We start from the raw sequence: 14640 nt of genomic DNA on the forward strand, positions 1-14640 counted from the left end.
ATGCAAAAAACCGGTTCCCACTTTTTCGCATCCTGCTCTAGCGCGGCAGCGCTTCCAGGAAGCGCGCCGGCTCACCCTGAGCTGGCGTGACGATCTCGCTCTCCCACATCACCTTCCGCCCGCGCACATAGGTGCCGACCGGCCAGCCGGTGACGGTGACGCCGTCATAGGGCGTCCAGCCGCATTTCGAGGCGGCCCACGCATTGGTGATCGTCTCCTGGCGCTTGAGATCGACGATGGTGAGATCGGCGTCGTAGCCGGCAGCGATCCGGCCCTTGCCCTCGATCCCGAAGATGCGCTGCGGCCCGTGGCTCGAGAGATCGACGAAGCGCTCCAGCGAGAGCCTGCCCGCGTTGACATGGTCGAGCATGATCGGAACCAGCGTCTGCACGCCCGGCATGCCGGAATGGCTGGCGGGATAGGCGTGGTGCTTCTCTTCATGGGTATGGGGCGCATGGTCGGAGCCGAGCACATCGACGATGCCCTGCTCCACGCCCCACCAGATGCGCTGGCGATGGCTGTCGTCGCGGATCGGCGGGTTCATCTGGGCATAGGTGCCGAGCCGCTCATAGCAGTCGGGCGCGACCAGCGTCAGGTGATTCGGCAGCACCTCGACGGTAGCGACATCCTTATGATCCCTGAGGAAGTCCATCTCCTCTGCGGTCGAAATGTGCAGAATGTGGACGCGCGCCCCGGTCTCGCGCGCAATGCGCACCAGCCGCTGCGTACAGGTCAGCGCCACCTCCGGCGAGCGCCAGACCGGATGGCTCGACGGATCGCCCGCGACGCGCAACCCCATGCGCTCGCGCAGCATGGTCTCGTCCTCGGAGTGGAAGGCGGCGCGGCGGCGCGTGCGCTTCAGGATCTCAGCGACGCCCTTGTCGTCCTCGACCAGGAGATCGCCGGTCGAGGACCCCATGAACACCTTGATACCGGCAGCGCCGGGCAACCGCTCCAGCTCGGCGACATGCTTGGCGTTCTCATGCGTGCCGCCGACCCAGAAGGCGAAGTCGCAATGCATGCGGTGGCGTCCACGCCGGATCTTGTCGGCGAGCGCCGCCTCGTCCGTGGTCTGGGGAATCGTGTTGGGCATCTCGAAGACGGTGGTGACGCCACCCAGCACGGCGGCACGCGAACCGGTCTCCAGATCTTCCTTATGGTCGAGCCCCGGCTCGCGGAAATGCACCTGAGAATCGATCACGCCGGGCAGGATGTGCAGGCCGGTGCAGTCGACGATCTCAGCCGCCGAGGCGCGGGAGAGATCGCCGAGCGCGACGATCTTGCCGCCGGTGATGCCGAGGTCGCGCGCAACGCGGCCATCCTGGTTCACCACTGTGCCACCCTTGAGGATGACATCGTAGGTCTGCGGCATGGCTTGTCTCCGGGCAGTTGAGCAAAGGGCGGATGCGGCCTACCTATCGGCCACAGAGTCATTTGCAAGTGCAACCGTCATTGCGAGCGCAGCGAAGCAATCCAGGGGGACGTCGAACTCTGCCGCCCCTGGATTGCTTCCTCGCTTCGCTCCTCGCAAGGACGGCGGCGCGTGAGAGGAACCATGTCCGCAACCCGATTGATCGATCGCGGCGTCATCCGCGTCAGCGGCGAGGATGCCCGCGATTTCCTGCAGAACCTCGTGACCAACGATCTCGATCCGGTCACGCCGGAGCGGGCCGGCTACGGCGCGCTGCTGACACCGCAGGGCAAGATCATCTGCGACTTCTTCATCGTCGCGCTGTCGGATGAGGATGGCGGCGGCTTCCTGCTCGACGTTCCGCTGCTCCAGACCACTGATCTGATGAAACGCCTGAAACTCTACAAGCTGCGCGCCAAGGTCGCGCTCGACGATCTCAGCGAGGCGAGCGCCGTCATCGCCTCGACCGACGGCGCACCCCTGCCGGAGGATTCAGGCCTCGTCTATGCCGATCCGCGTCTGCCCGCGCTCGGCCAGCGCGCCATCACCGATCGCGCCGGTGTCGAGGAGATCGCGGCCGACGATGCCGAGACCTATCATGCCAGGCGGGTCGCCTTGGGCGTGCCCGATGGCGGCAGGGACTTCGCCTATGGCGACACCTTCCCGCATGAGGCTCTGCTCGACCAGCTCGGCGGCGTCTCCTTCAAGAAGGGCTGCTATATCGGCCAGGAGGTCGTCTCGCGCATGCAGCACCGCGGCACGGCGCGCACCCGCATCGTGCCGGTGGTCTTCACCGAAGGGATCGCCTGCGAAACCGGGGCCGAGGCGACGGCCGGAACCAAGACGCTCGGGCGCATCGGCTCGGGCGCGAGGGGCCGCGGGCTTGCCATGCTCCGGCTCGATCGTGTCGCGGACGCACTCGCCGAAGGCCTGACGCTGAATGGCGGCGGCCTCGCCTTCGTTCTGGCCAAGCCCGATTTCATCCGCTTCCCCTTCCCCGGCGAACCGGACTTCGGAGCAGCCGCATGAGCGGGCGCGCCGCCGTCGAAGGGCCGGACGGGAAATTCCGCTGCGTCTGGCCGGGAACCGACCCGCTCTACCTTGCCTATCACGACACAGAATGGGGCGTGCCGGAATATGATTCCCGTGCTCTGTTCGAGAAGCTGATCCTCGACGGCTTCCAGGCCGGGCTCGCCTGGATCACCATCCTGCGCAAGCGCGACGCATTCCGCGCTGGCTTTGCCAATTTCGAGCCGGAGACGATCGCACGCTTCACCGAGGCTGACGTGCTGCGCCTGCTCGCCGACCCCGGCATCATCCGCCATCGCGGCAAGATCGAGGGCGCAATCAAGAGCGCGCGCGCTTATCTCGCCATCAGCGAGCGCGAGCCCTTTGCCGATTTCCTCTGGAAGCATCTCGACGGCCGCGTCACCCAGAACGCCTTCCGCACCCATGAGGAGGTGCCGACGCAGACGAGGATCTCCGAGGCCATGGCGAAGGAATTGAAGAAAGCCGGCTTCACCTTCTGCGGCCCGACCATCGTCTACGCCTTCATGGAGGCTTGCGGGTTGGTCAACGACCATCTCACCGGCTGCTTCCGATGGCAGGAATGCGCCGTGCTGGCGCGCGACACCCGCGCAGTGGCCTGAGCATGGCCAAGCCCCCCGCTCCGCCGCGCGCCTGGCAGCGCATGCTGTCGGGCCGCCGGCTCGACCTGCTCGACCCTTCCCCGCTCGATATCGAGATCGAGGACATCGCCCATGGCCTTGCTCGCGTCGCCCGCTGGAACGGCCAGACACGCGGCGCCCACTCGTTCTCGGTGGCGCAGCACAGCCTGCTGGTCGAGGCGATCGCCAGCCATCTCAACCCGGACTGGTCAAACGCCTGGCGCTTGATGGCCTTGCTGCACGACGCGCCGGAATACGTCATCGGCGACATGATCTCGCCGTTCAAGGTGGTGATGGGCGACGCCTATAAGAGCGTGGAGCTGCGGCTGCTGACCGCGATCCATCTGCGCTTCGCCTTGCCCGCCACGACGCCGGCCGTGCTCAAACGTAAGACCAAGGAGGCCGATATGGTCGCCGCCTTCCTCGAGGCGACGGAGCTTGCCGGCTTCGCACGGGACGAGGCGCTGCGTTTCTTCGGCCGGCCCCAGGCGCTGCCGCGCGCGGTCATGGCCTGGCTCGATCCGCTCGACACCGAAGCCGCCCAGGCGCGTTTCCTCGCGCACTTCGTCGAATTGTCCGGTTCCTGATCAGATCAGGCACCACCCTTCACATCGACAGATAGGCCTTGGTCACGATGCGCTGGAACAAGGCGTTCATCGCCTCCGCGATGCCCTGGCTCGGGCTGACCTCGAAATACAGGCCCGGCGACGCGCAAGTCTGCATATTGGTCGGGATCGTGGCCGAGAACGGCTTGATCCAGGTGTTGTACCAGCTGTTCGTCGGCAGCGGCAGATAAGTCGTGTAGAGCACTGCGATCTTGATACCGCGATCCTTGATCGTCTTGCAGAAGCTGGTGTCGATCGGCTCCTGGCAACGCCCGCCGGTCGTCGGCTGCGAGCAACCGCCCGGATTATAGGCGTCGGCGACGCCGTCGGAGACGAAGTAGAGCACCTTCTGCGGCGAGGCCGCGCTCGATCCGTCGCCCGGATTGCTGATCACCGCGTTCATGCTCGTCAGCGTCGCGTCGAAATCGGTGCATTGGTCGTTATTGTATCCCGCATAGGGAATCGTCATCAGGTCGATGGCCGCCGCGGAAGTCTTCGCGGCGGTGAGATCGGAGGTAATTGACTGGATCGTCGTCAGCGTCTTGCCATTGCAGGAGGGGCCCATGGTGTAGGTCGCCATGCGATATTGGCCCGTCAGCGTCGCCGTCGATTTGGCCGTGTCCATCAGTTGCTGCGAGGCCTGGCGCACCACGTCGATGCGCATCTGCACGCCGAGCGACTTGGCGAGCGTGTAGTAGTCGCTGGTCGGCTTATCCATCTGATGGCAGGCGAAGGCGCATTGATCCGAGGTCTTGGCCACCATCACATTGATGTCGCTCGTCGTCGCGGCCACGCCCATCGAGGGGGAATTGTCGAGCAGCAGGTAGAAATCGATGAAGGGTGCACGCGCTCCTGCGGCGCTCGACGTACCCGAGACCACGACCGTGCCCTGGCCAACGAAGCTGGCGAATTGGGTCGGGTAATTCGCGCTGTAGACGACCTTGGCCGAGCGGCTCAGCCCGACATTGGTGATCTGGACCGTCCGGCTCGCCACCATGCTCTTATAGCCGGCGGCGTTGGCGTCGAAGATCTTCTCCGCATCGGCTTGGGAATCGGCGATCGATTTCAGCATCGCCGCTTGTGAGACGGCGGCAAGCGCAGCCGAGTCAGCCGCCGCATTGAGCTGGATCCTGGCGTTCGCCGCCTGCGTGTAGTCGATCAACCCGCCGGTCAGCGCCAGAATCGGCACAAGCGCGATAGCAAACAGGATGAAGACATTGCCGCTTCGGTCGGACAGAAACGACCGCGCAGCCCGACGCAAGGATCCGATCCGCATCATCGACTTGGCATCCCACAACGCAAAAGCCGCATTCGGCCCAGAAAGCGATGAGCTCCGGAACTTATGAATTGATAAAATCGACCATCGGAACTTGCTTCTATCGTGGAAATTCGGTGAAGAAATCATCGAATTTGCAACCATAGAGAGTATTTATGCATAGATACAATCAAAACCGGGCGGAGTCTTTCGAAGACACGACCCTTACCCTTCGAGAGGAACCTGCAAACTGACGATCACATCGTCAGGCGCACCGCGCTGATCTCGCTGGCGATCTGCTTGAAGATCGGGCTGAGCTGCGCGGCATCGGTCACCTCGAAATACTTGCCGGCGTCAGACGCGCAGGCCTTGAGCAGGTCCCGGTTCCCATCCATGACGCGAACCGTATAGACGACGATTCCCGCAATCTGGGCATTGGCGCAGGCGAGCTTGGTGCGCGCATCGACATTCGGGTTCGAGGTCGAGCCATCTCCTTCGAAGCGGTTCTTGGTGTTGTCGCCGTCGGTCAGCAGGATCATGAACTTCTTCAGGCGCGGCGTGGTGAGCGGTTTTGCTTCGGTGAAGGGCGCGCCCGGACTCAGGGTCGCCGTGCCCCAGACGGCGCCGATGGTCACATTGGTCGCGCCGACCGGCGTCATCGTATTGATGCGCTGCGTCAAGGCGTCCCAATTGCTCGTCAACGGCATGACCTTCGCCTGGGTCGACGGGGAATACGCGTCGCAGAAATCGGCTGGATAAGCGCTCGCATTGGTGCCGCCGCCATCGCCATCCTGCACGTCATAATTCTTGTCGCGGTCGGCAACGCAGCCTTGCCAGCTTGTCTTGTTGATCTTGGTCGTGGTGCAGCTGTAGGACCAGCCCCAGCCACTGCAACTCTCCTGCGTCTGGTCCCAGCGCAGCCAGGTCGCATCCTTGTTGCTCGTATCGAGAATGACCCGCGTCGAGAACGGCACGATCGAGATCCTGATCTGATCCGTCTCGGAGGTCGCGTCCTTCATGATCTTCAGGAGATCGAGCGAAGCGGTCTTCAGCGCTTCGATTTTGCCCGACTCTGCCATCGAACCCGTATTGTCGAGCACTAGAGCGAGCTCGATCGTGTTGGTTCCCCATGACGACTGGCTGCTGCTGCTGACCTGGATGGCGTTCTGGCCGATCAATTGCGTCAGGCTCGCCGTCAAGCTCGCCTTGGCGCTGATGTTGATCGTACGGCCGGTACGGTCGATGGTGACGGTGGCGCTGCTGAATCCGTTCGCAGCGTCGCCATGCAGGCTCGCGCGGATCCAGCCATCCACCCGTTCGCGCAATTGCGCGTCGCTCAGCTTCGCCGCGTCGCGCGCCGCCATCAGCGCAGCGGAATCGATCGCTGCGTTGAGCATGGTACGCATCGTGGTGGCGCGAGAGTAATCGACCGCCGCGCCGGCCAGCCCCAGAACCGGAATCATGGCAAGGCCAAACAGCAGCATCACATTGCCCGAGCGGTCCTGAGCAAAACGCGCCCAAAGCGACATGAATCGCGTCGCCCGGATCTTGATCCGCTCCATCGCCAGCTACCTCTCAACCTTGGACCGCTTTCGCGCCGGGTGAGCTATGGCGTCCGGGACCTTACGAATCGCTAAAATTGATCATAGGAACTCGGCTCTATCTCGCAGTTGCTGTGAATAACGCAGCGGTAACACAACTTATACGAGTATTATAGCAACAGAACAACCATAGAGGCCCTATCCTGGCCCTCATCGGACCGGATGCGCAGCGGCAGAGATTATTTCCAAATCGCGAAAGGTGATCCGTCTCTTTTCCGGATTTCGAGAAAGAGAACACTGAGACATGATGCCTGCAGCATTCGCGCCGCAGGGAGAAGATCATGTCGCCATCTCAAGCCAACGGCCTCAGCCTGCCCAAGGGCGTCGTCATCAAGGGCGCGTTCGGCCCTCGCTTCGACGAGATCCTCACGCCTGACGCGCTCGCCTTCGTCGCCGATCTGCAACGCCGCTTCAACGAGACGCGCAAGCGCCTGCTTTCCTTGCGCACCGAGCGCCAGAAGCGTTTCGATGCCGGCGAGACGCCCGACTTTTTGACCGAGACCCGCCATATCCGCGAAGGCGACTGGAAGGTCGCGCCCATCCCCGCCGATCTGCAGGATCGCCGCGTCGAGATTACCGGCCCGGTCGACCGCAAGATGATCGTCAACGCGCTGAACTCGGGCGCAAAAGTCTTCATGGCCGATTTTGAGGACGCCTCCTCGCCGGTCTGGGCCAACATGATCGAGGGCCAGCTCAACCTCAGGGATCGCTGGGCCGGCAAGATCGACTTCACCGAGCCGAGCACCGGCAAGGCCTACAAGCTCAAGGACAAGCCCGCCGTCCTGATCATCCGCCCGCGCGGCTGGCATCTGCCGGAAGCGCATATCGAGATCGACGGTGAGATCGCTTCGGGCTCCCTGGTCGATTTCGGGCTTTATGTCTTCCACAACGCCAAGGCTGCGCTGGCGGCGGGCTCGGGCCCCTATTTCTACCTGCCCAAGCTCGAGAGCCATCTCGAGGCCCGCCTGTGGAACGATGTTTTCGTCGCGGCCCAGAACGCGCTCGGCCTGAAGGTCGGAACGATCAAGGCCACTGTCCTGATCGAAACCCTGCCGGCCGCCTTCGAGATGGACGAGATCCTGTTCGAGCTGAAGGACCATATGGCGGGCCTGAATTGCGGCCGCTGGGACTACATCTTCTCCTTCATCAAGAAGCTTGCCCGCAATGCGGCCTACGTCCTGCCCGACCGTTCGCAGGTCGTGATGACAAAAGCCTTCCTGCGCGCCTATTCGCTGCTCCTGATCAAGACCTGCCATCGCCGCGGCGCCTTCGCCATGGGCGGCATGGCAGCCCAGATCCCGGTCAAGAACAATCCTGAGGCCAATGCCGCAGCCTTCGCCAAGGTCAAGGCCGACAAGGAGCGCGAGGCCGGCGACGGCCATGACGGCACCTGGGTCGCCCATCCCGACCTCGTCCCCGTCGCCATGGAGGTGTTCGACCGGCTGATGCCGCAGGCCAACCAGCTCGACAAGCTGCGCGAGGACGTTCAGGTCAGCCGCGAGAACCTGCTGGAAGTCCATCAGGGCACGCGCTCAGAGGAAGGTTTCCGCGAGAACATCCGCGTCGGCGTGCAATATCTCGAAGCCTGGCTGCGCGGCCGCGGCGCGGTGCCTATCTACAATATGATGGAAGACGCCGCGACCGCCGAGATCAGCCGCGCCCAGATCTGGCAGTTCGTGCAATACGGCGTCGAGGTCGATGGCGGCACGAAAGTCACCGCCGATCTGTTCAAGCGCTGCCTCACCGAGGAGATGCAGCGCGTCAAGGGCGAGCTGGGGGCCGACGCCTACGACAAGGGCCGCTTCCCTGAGGCGATCGCGCTGTTCTCCCAGCTCTCGCTCGCGCCGGAATTCGAGGAGTTCCTGACTGTCCCGGCTTACGGGAAGCTGTAAGGGCCGCTGCCGGGAGATCGAAGCGCCGCCGCGAGGCGGCGCTTTTGTTTTGCCCACTAGAGCCGGATCAATGCGAAAAACCGGTTCCCACTTTTTCGCATCCTGCTCTAGGTGCCGATGATCGCTCCTGTTCGATAGGCTCGTCCTTCGACTTGCCCCGTTCCGGCCGACGTCAGTCCATCCGGGCCAGGAGCTGCTCCAGCTCCACGAGGAAGCGCGGCCACCCGGCCTTGGCGCCCTGATAGGCTTGCACTTGATCGGGCTTGAAGCCCGACTGCTCCATGCGCAGATGCGTTCCGCCGGGCGTCGGAGTCAGCGTCCAGGTGACGACACTCTCGAGGCCGTAAGCGCCCCAGCTATAGGACAGCGCCCTGTTCGGCTCGATAGCCAGGACCTGACAGTCGACGGCGCCCCAATCGGCGCGAAGGTTGAAACGGTGGTCCATGACAGGCTTGAAGTCGTTCTTCATCAGCCACTCCGCGATCAGTTGCGGTTGCGTGAGTGCGCGCCAGATCTTTTCCGGCGGATGAGAGAGCTCCCGTTCGACAACGACGGAGCGGATCTCGGTCAATGTTTCGGTCATTGGTCCATCCTCTTCAGCAGGTCTTCGAGATCGTCGAAACGGGCTTCCCAGAACCCGGCCATCTGGCTTGTCCAATCGATCAGCGGGGTCAGGGCGCCGGGCTGCGCGCAATAATGCGTCTGGCGACCTTGATGGCGGTCACGCACCAGCCCGGCCTGCTTCAACACCCCGAGATGTTTCGATACCGCCGGCTGCGAGACGCCGGCTCGGGCCGTCAGGGCCCCGACCGTCTGCTCGCCGTCACGGCACAGCCGCTCGAAGATGGCCCGCCGGGTCGGGTCGGCGAGCGTCCTGAAGAGCATGTCGTGGCTGTCCGGCATCAAATCCATAACTCTCAGGTTATTGTTCATATCAATAACCAGAGGGTTATGGATGTGTCAACCGAGGACGCACGCGCCGCGATCGCCGCGTCATGCTCGGGCTCGCCCCCGGCATCTTTGAAACGCGTGCCTCCTCGGCACGTCGATGGTCTGGGCCAAGGAGGAACGCCGAAGGCGGAGCACCATGGGGTGCGTGGATAGTGGCTTGATCTGTCCGCGCCGCATCCTGGACCAATGGATGCGGATTGCTAAACCAACACGCCTCGCGGCGCTCGGCCGGCCCCTCACCAACCGCAGCGCATAAGCGCCGGCGGGGATTTTCGCGCGCCTTCTTCCCTTCCCCCCTGGCGGGGGAAGGTGGATCGGCGAAGCCGAGACGGATGAGGAGGCGCTGTGAGCTTTCCATCTAGCCGAACACGACGCCAACCGGACAGGGCACGGCGCCCCCCTCATCCGGCGCTGCGCGCCACCTTCTCCCGCATCAAAGTCGGCTGTTGCCAACTTTGACACTTTGGATTGCCCATCTCGGGCAAGCCCGAGATGGGTGGGAGAAGGGAGAAGCGTCGCAGGTTCCAGATGCCCTCTCGATCTCGCATTGGTGATCGACAAACACCCGGCTGCGCTTGTCGCCTCCGCCTACCCTCTCCTACTCTGACCCAAACCAAGATCAGGCTCCGGGAGGGTCGCATATGCTTCACCGTCGCACGCTGCTTCAGGTCGCAGCCCTTGGCGGTCTCGCCTCCTCGCTCGACAGCCAGGGCGCCCGTGCCGAGGAAGCCGCGATCTGGAGTGCCGAATACAGCGCCACGAAAGCGCCCGGCGTGGAGCTTGCGATCTATCGCAAGCGCGTCGGGCCGCCGGGCGGCAAGCCGTTGCCGGTGCTGTTCTTCGTGCATGGCTCCTCGGCTTCGGGCCGGCCGACATACGACCTGACCATTCCTGGGCGCGACGACATCTCGCTGATGAATGTCGCCGCGCGCTGGGGCTATGACGTCTGGACCATGGACCATGAGGGCTATGGCAAATCCACGCGCACCTCCGGCAATTCCGACATCGCCAGCGGCGTCGCGGATCTGACCGTCGCAGGCGACCTCGTGCGCCGCGAAACCGGCCAGGAGCGCATGCATATGATGGGCGAAAGCTCGGGCGCGCTGCGCGTCGGCGCCTATGCGATGGCGCGGCCCGACCGCGTCGGGCGGCTGGTGCTGCAGGCCTTCACCTATACCGGCCAGGGCTCGGGCACGCTCAGCAAGCGGGCCGAGCAGGCAGAGTATTACCGCAGCCATAACCGCCGGCCGCGCGATGCCGGCATGCTGGGCAGCATCTTCACCCGCGACAAGCCCGACACCACCGACCAGGACGTTATCGACGCCTTCGTCAAGGCCGAACTGCCCTTCGGCGACAGCGTGCCGGCCGGCACCTATCTCGACATGACGGTCAATCTGCCGGTGGTTCATCCCGACCGCGTCACAGCTCCGGTGCTGATGATCAGCGGGCAATATGACGGCATCGCCTCGATGGACGACATCTGCGACTTCTTCAAGAAACTGCCCAATGGCGACAAGCAGCTCACCATCATTCCAGGCGCGGCGCATACGCTGGTCTCGAGCAAGCAGCGCTTTGCCTTCTGGCGCGTGATGAAGTCCTGGCTGGAAGGCTAGAGGCTGTTATGAACCCCGAGGCACTTGGGGCCTTCCAAGGGGAAACGGATCATGCGGCATCTGCGGCTCTGCACCCTGCTCGCGGGTGCCTTTCTTGCAACCTCACCTGCCCTGGCCGACACGCTGCAGCCAGCGCGTCGCATCGAGGCCACGAGCGACTTCGCCGGCAAGAAGCGCGGCAAGGCCGCCCATGATGTCAGCGGCATGGCCTGCATGCCGGCGCGCGACGGCAAGCAGCGCTGCCTGTTGATCAATGACGAGAACACGGCCGCGCAATTCGCGACGCTCAGTGACGGCGCCCTCACACCCGGCGAGAGCGTGCCGCTGCTTGGCGACGAGCCATCGCCGGCGACACTCGGCGCTCCGCCAGCGTTGGCCTGTCCGGAACAGGGCAAGTTCCGCGATCTCGACGGCGAAAGCGTCGCGTTTTCCGCGCCCTATTTCTATGTCGCCGGCTCGCATGGCTGCTCGCGCCATTCCGGTCAGTTCCGGCTTTCGGCCTTCCACCTCGCCCGCATCAAGGTCGACGCCAATGGCCGGGCCGAGGGTGCGCCCGAATTGACCTACCGCCTGAGCGACCTGCTGCGACGGGCAGGCGCGGCCGGCGGCTTTTTCGGCCGGGATCTGATGAGCGCCAACGGTATGAATGTCGAGGCGATCGCCGTTGCCGGCGACCGACTCTGGGCCGGCCTGCGCGCACCCTCGCTCGACGGCAAGGCCTTCCTCATCGGTGCGAGCCTCGCTGATCTCTTCGCGGCCGGGCATCGGCCGGCGCAGGGCGAGCCGGGACTTGTGGCCGTCCCGCTCGGGGGCCAGCGCGGCTTTCGCGATCTCGCAGCCCTGAAGGATGGCCGGCTGCTCGCCCTGGTCGGCCCGGCGCAGGAGCAGGGTCTGGATTACGCGCTGATGCTCATCGACCCGGCGCGGCCCGAGGCGGCGCGGGAGCTGGGCAGGCTGCGCAGCCGCGACAGCGCCAAGGCCGAGGCGCTGACGATCCTCTCCGAAACAGCTACGGGCCTCGCCATCCTGATCGGCTATGACGGTCCCAAGAACGGCAAGTTCGAGGAATACCGCCTGCCTGCGCCCTGAAGACTAGAGCATTGCGCGAAAAGTGGGCACCGGTTTTCGCATAGGCAATACTCTAAACCTTTAGAATCGATCATGTTTTTTCGTACTCGGACGGAAACGTCCGAATGCAAAAAAGCATGATCGAGCGAATCGGCTAGACTGGGCGCATGACCGCCCTATCCTTTCTCGACCGCCTGTCATCGATCGTCGCGCGCTATCGCAGCGAGGTCGCCTCCTCGCGCGAGCATCTGGCGCTGCTGCGCTGGCAGATCGCGCGGGGCGATGCGCTCGACGAGCGTGCGACCATGCCCGGACACCTCACCACCAGCGCCATCGTGCTTTCGCCCGACCACGACCAGGTATTGCTGATCGACCATGTCGTGATCGGCCGCTGGCTCCAGCCCGGCGGCCATTACGAGCCGGCCGAGGCCTTCCACCATTCGGCCGCGCGCGAGGCGATCGAGGAGACCGGCGTCCGGGGCCTCGCATTGCATCCCTGGCACCAGGGCGGCGACCAGCCCTTCGCCATCGACAGCCATGACGTGCCCGGCAAGCCCGCCCGCGGCGAGCCCGACCATGTCCATCACGACCTGCAATATCTCTTCCTCGCCGATCCGGCGCTGGCGCTCGTCGCGCAGGTCGAGGAGGTCCACGCCGCAGCCTGGAAACCCGTGGCGGAACTGGCCGCGATCGCGCCCAGGGTCCATGCCCGGCTCGGCGATATGGCGCCGCGCTGACGCCATGTCTGTTGCCGCGGCGCAACATGCTGCTACGCCACTTTCGCGGGCCCCGGCATCTATTGGCAGGCGACCAAGCGGCTCGCGCTCTCGGCCGCCTACAACATCCAGGTCGCCGGCAAGGCCAAGGGCCAGCCCGGCGATCTCGACCTGACCAATTTCAGCCAGCATCTGGTCAAGGTGAAAGCCTCTTACAGCTTCTGAGCGATCGAGCCATTTCCAGGCATGTCCTGAACGGCGGCCCCGGCAACGCGGCCGCCGTTTTTATTTTAAGTCCGCTGGTGCGGCATTGACATGCTCGCCAGGGCCATATTAGCGTCCGGCCATTATACTCCACCCCAGTATCTCGATCGCATGCCGCATACACCCGAAGAGAAGAAGCGCGCCATCGCCCGGCTACGCCGCATCAGAGGGCAGGCCGATGCGCTCGTCCTCGCGGTCGAACGCGGCGATGAGTGCGGCGCACTATTGCAGCAGCTCTCGGCGCTGCGCGGCGCGGCGACCGGGCTGATGGCCGAGGTCCTCGAAAGCCATCTGCGCGAAACCATACTGGGAAGGACGAGCGGAAAGTCCGCGCCGCAAGACGGCGAGGCGGAGATCGCGCGGATCATGCGCGCCATCCGCCCCTATCTGAAATAACCGCAAGAACCCCAGAAAGAAGGACACACCCAATGAAGACACGCGCCGCCGTCGCCTGGGAAGCGGGCAAGCCGCTGACCATCGAGACCATCGAAATCGGCGGCCCCAAGGCCGGCGAAGTGCTGGTCGAGGTCATGGCGACGGGCATCTGCCACACCGATGCCTACACGCTGTCGGGCCTGGATTCCGAAGGTAAGTTCCCGGCGATCCTCGGCCATGAGGGCGCGGGCATCGTGCGCGAGGTCGGCGCGGGCGTGACCTCGCTGAAGCCCGGCGACCATGTCATCCCGCTCTACACGCCGGAATGCCGCAGCTGTAAGTCCTGCTTGTCGCGCCGGACCAATCTCTGCACCTCGATCCGCGCCACCCAGGGCCAGGGCGTGATGCCCGACGGCACCTCTCGCTTCTCCTGCGATGGCGGTGAGATCTTCCACTATATGGGCTGCTCGACCTTCGCGAACTTCACCATCCTGCCCGAGATCGCTCTGGCGAAAGTCCGCGAAGACGCCCCTTTCGACAAGATCTGCTATATCGGCTGTGGCGTGACGACCGGCATCGGCGCGGTGATCTACACCGCGAAGGTCTGGCCGGGTGCGAATATCGTGGTCTTCGGGCTGGGCGGCATCGGCCTCAACGTCATCCAGGGCGCGCGCATGGTCGGCGCCGACAAGATCATCGGCGTCGACATCAACCCGGCCAAGGTCGAGATCGCCAAGAAGTTCGGCATGACCGACTTCATCAATCCCAGGGAGGTCGGCAACGACAAGGTCGTGCAGGCGATCGTCGATCTCACCGGCGGCGGTGCGGATTTCTCCTTCGACGCCACCGGCAACACCGATGTGATGCGGCAGGCGCTGGAATGCTGTCATCGCGGCTGGGGCGAGTCGATCGTCATCGGCGTCGCCGAGGCCGGCAAGGAGATCGCCACGCGCCCGTTCCAACTCGTCACCGGCCGGGTCTGGAAGGGCACGGCGTTCGGCGGCGCGCGCGGCCGCACCGATGTGCCCAAGATCGTCGACTGGTACATGGAGGGCAAAATCAACATCGACGACCTGATCACCCACAAGCTTAAGCTGGACGAGATCAACCACGGCTTCGACCTGATGCATGAAGGCAAGTCGATCAGGTCGGTCGTGGTGTACTGAGCGGCCGTTCTTTAGCCGCATCCATGACGCACTGAACCACCGCGTCATGCGGGGGC

General features: G+C 64.2%; 14 protein-coding genes. 9 read left to right on the forward strand and 5 right to left on the reverse strand.

The annotated features are described in order from the left end of the window. Positions 1 to 37 precede the first annotated feature (37 nt). The gene (locus BMZ97_RS08700; protein ID WP_092167524.1) at positions 38 to 1372 is read right to left on the reverse strand and encodes a dihydroorotase; all 1335 of its coding nucleotides are present in this window, start codon (positions 1370 to 1372) and stop codon (positions 38 to 40) included. Between the two features lie 183 nt (positions 1373 to 1555). On the opposite strand from BMZ97_RS08700, the gene BMZ97_RS08705 reads away from it, so the two are divergent. The 3 genes from BMZ97_RS08705 to BMZ97_RS08715 are packed head-to-tail and all read left to right on the forward strand — an operon-like array spanning position 1556 to position 3665. After that, the gene (locus tag BMZ97_RS08705) at positions 1556 to 2440 is read left to right on the forward strand and encodes a CAF17-like 4Fe-4S cluster assembly/insertion protein YgfZ (RefSeq protein WP_092167525.1); all 885 of its coding nucleotides are present in this window, start codon (positions 1556 to 1558) and stop codon (positions 2438 to 2440) included. Beyond that, positions 2437 to 3060, forward strand: a complete 624-nt coding sequence (locus BMZ97_RS08710) for a DNA-3-methyladenine glycosylase I (protein WP_092167527.1) — start codon at positions 2437 to 2439, stop codon at positions 3058 to 3060. The genes BMZ97_RS08705 and BMZ97_RS08710 overlap by 4 nt, the downstream gene beginning before the upstream one ends. 2 nt (positions 3061 to 3062) lie before the next feature. Then, positions 3063 to 3665, forward strand: a complete 603-nt coding sequence (locus BMZ97_RS08715; protein ID WP_092167528.1) for a YfbR-like 5'-deoxynucleotidase — start codon at positions 3063 to 3065, stop codon at positions 3663 to 3665. Positions 3666 to 3684: 19 nt separating this feature from the next. Here BMZ97_RS08715 and BMZ97_RS08720 read toward each other — a convergent pair whose 3' ends face one another. Together BMZ97_RS08720 and BMZ97_RS08725 are read right to left on the reverse strand one after the other, a co-directional pair. Next, positions 3685 to 4959: a TadE/TadG family type IV pilus assembly protein gene (locus tag BMZ97_RS08720; protein WP_092168834.1), complete on the reverse strand. Its 1275-nt coding sequence runs from the start codon at positions 4957 to 4959 to the stop codon at positions 3685 to 3687. A 236-nt stretch (positions 4960 to 5195) separates the two neighbouring features. After that, on the reverse strand, positions 5196 to 6467 hold the full coding sequence (locus tag BMZ97_RS08725) for a vWA domain-containing protein (RefSeq protein ID WP_175525484.1): 1272 nt from the start codon (positions 6465 to 6467) through the stop codon (positions 5196 to 5198). A 353-nt stretch (positions 6468 to 6820) separates the two neighbouring features. Here BMZ97_RS08725 and aceB point away from each other — a divergent pair, with 353 nt between their 5' ends. Further along, positions 6821 to 8431 (forward strand): malate synthase A, encoded by a 1611-nt coding sequence (aceB, locus tag BMZ97_RS08730; RefSeq protein WP_092167531.1) that lies wholly within the window; start codon positions 6821 to 6823, stop codon positions 8429 to 8431. Positions 8432 to 8603: 172 nt separating this feature from the next. On the opposite strand, the gene BMZ97_RS08735 is transcribed toward aceB, so the two are convergent. Together BMZ97_RS08735 and BMZ97_RS08740 are read right to left on the reverse strand one after the other, a co-directional pair. Further along, on the reverse strand, positions 8604 to 9014 hold the full coding sequence (locus tag BMZ97_RS08735; RefSeq protein ID WP_092167533.1) for an SRPBCC family protein: 411 nt from the start codon (positions 9012 to 9014) through the stop codon (positions 8604 to 8606). Further along, positions 9011 to 9334: an ArsR/SmtB family transcription factor gene (locus tag BMZ97_RS08740; protein ID WP_092168837.1), complete on the reverse strand. Its 324-nt coding sequence runs from the start codon at positions 9332 to 9334 to the stop codon at positions 9011 to 9013. Before BMZ97_RS08740 ends, BMZ97_RS08735 begins: the two co-directional genes overlap by 4 nt. A gap of 689 nt (positions 9335 to 10023) precedes the next feature. On the opposite strand from BMZ97_RS08740, the gene BMZ97_RS08745 reads away from it, so the two are divergent. From BMZ97_RS08745 to BMZ97_RS08765, 5 genes are all read left to right on the forward strand, one after another. After that, positions 10024 to 10995 carry an alpha/beta hydrolase gene (locus BMZ97_RS08745; protein ID WP_092167534.1) on the forward strand — a complete coding sequence of 324 codons (972 nt, stop codon included), beginning with the start codon at positions 10024 to 10026 and terminating at the stop codon, positions 10993 to 10995. A gap of 51 nt (positions 10996 to 11046) precedes the next feature. Continuing rightward, the gene (locus tag BMZ97_RS08750; protein ID WP_092167536.1) at positions 11047 to 12084 is read left to right on the forward strand and encodes a DUF3616 domain-containing protein; all 1038 of its coding nucleotides are present in this window, start codon (positions 11047 to 11049) and stop codon (positions 12082 to 12084) included. Positions 12085 to 12230: 146 nt separating this feature from the next. Continuing rightward, positions 12231 to 12800, forward strand: a complete 570-nt coding sequence (locus BMZ97_RS08755; protein ID WP_092167538.1) for an NUDIX hydrolase — start codon at positions 12231 to 12233, stop codon at positions 12798 to 12800. Between the two features lie 354 nt (positions 12801 to 13154). Next, entirely contained in the window at positions 13155 to 13439 is a 285-nt protein-coding gene (locus BMZ97_RS08760) for a metal-sensing transcriptional repressor (RefSeq protein WP_092167540.1), read from the forward strand. A 32-nt stretch (positions 13440 to 13471) separates the two neighbouring features. After that, positions 13472 to 14584 (forward strand): S-(hydroxymethyl)glutathione dehydrogenase/class III alcohol dehydrogenase, encoded by a 1113-nt coding sequence (locus BMZ97_RS08765; RefSeq protein ID WP_092167541.1) that lies wholly within the window; start codon positions 13472 to 13474, stop codon positions 14582 to 14584. The last annotated feature ends 56 nt before the right edge of the window (positions 14585 to 14640 follow it).

The sequence above is a fragment of the Allobosea sp. OK403 genome, from assembly GCF_900113835.1.
Taxonomy (GTDB): domain Bacteria; phylum Pseudomonadota; class Alphaproteobacteria; order Rhizobiales; family Beijerinckiaceae; genus Allobosea.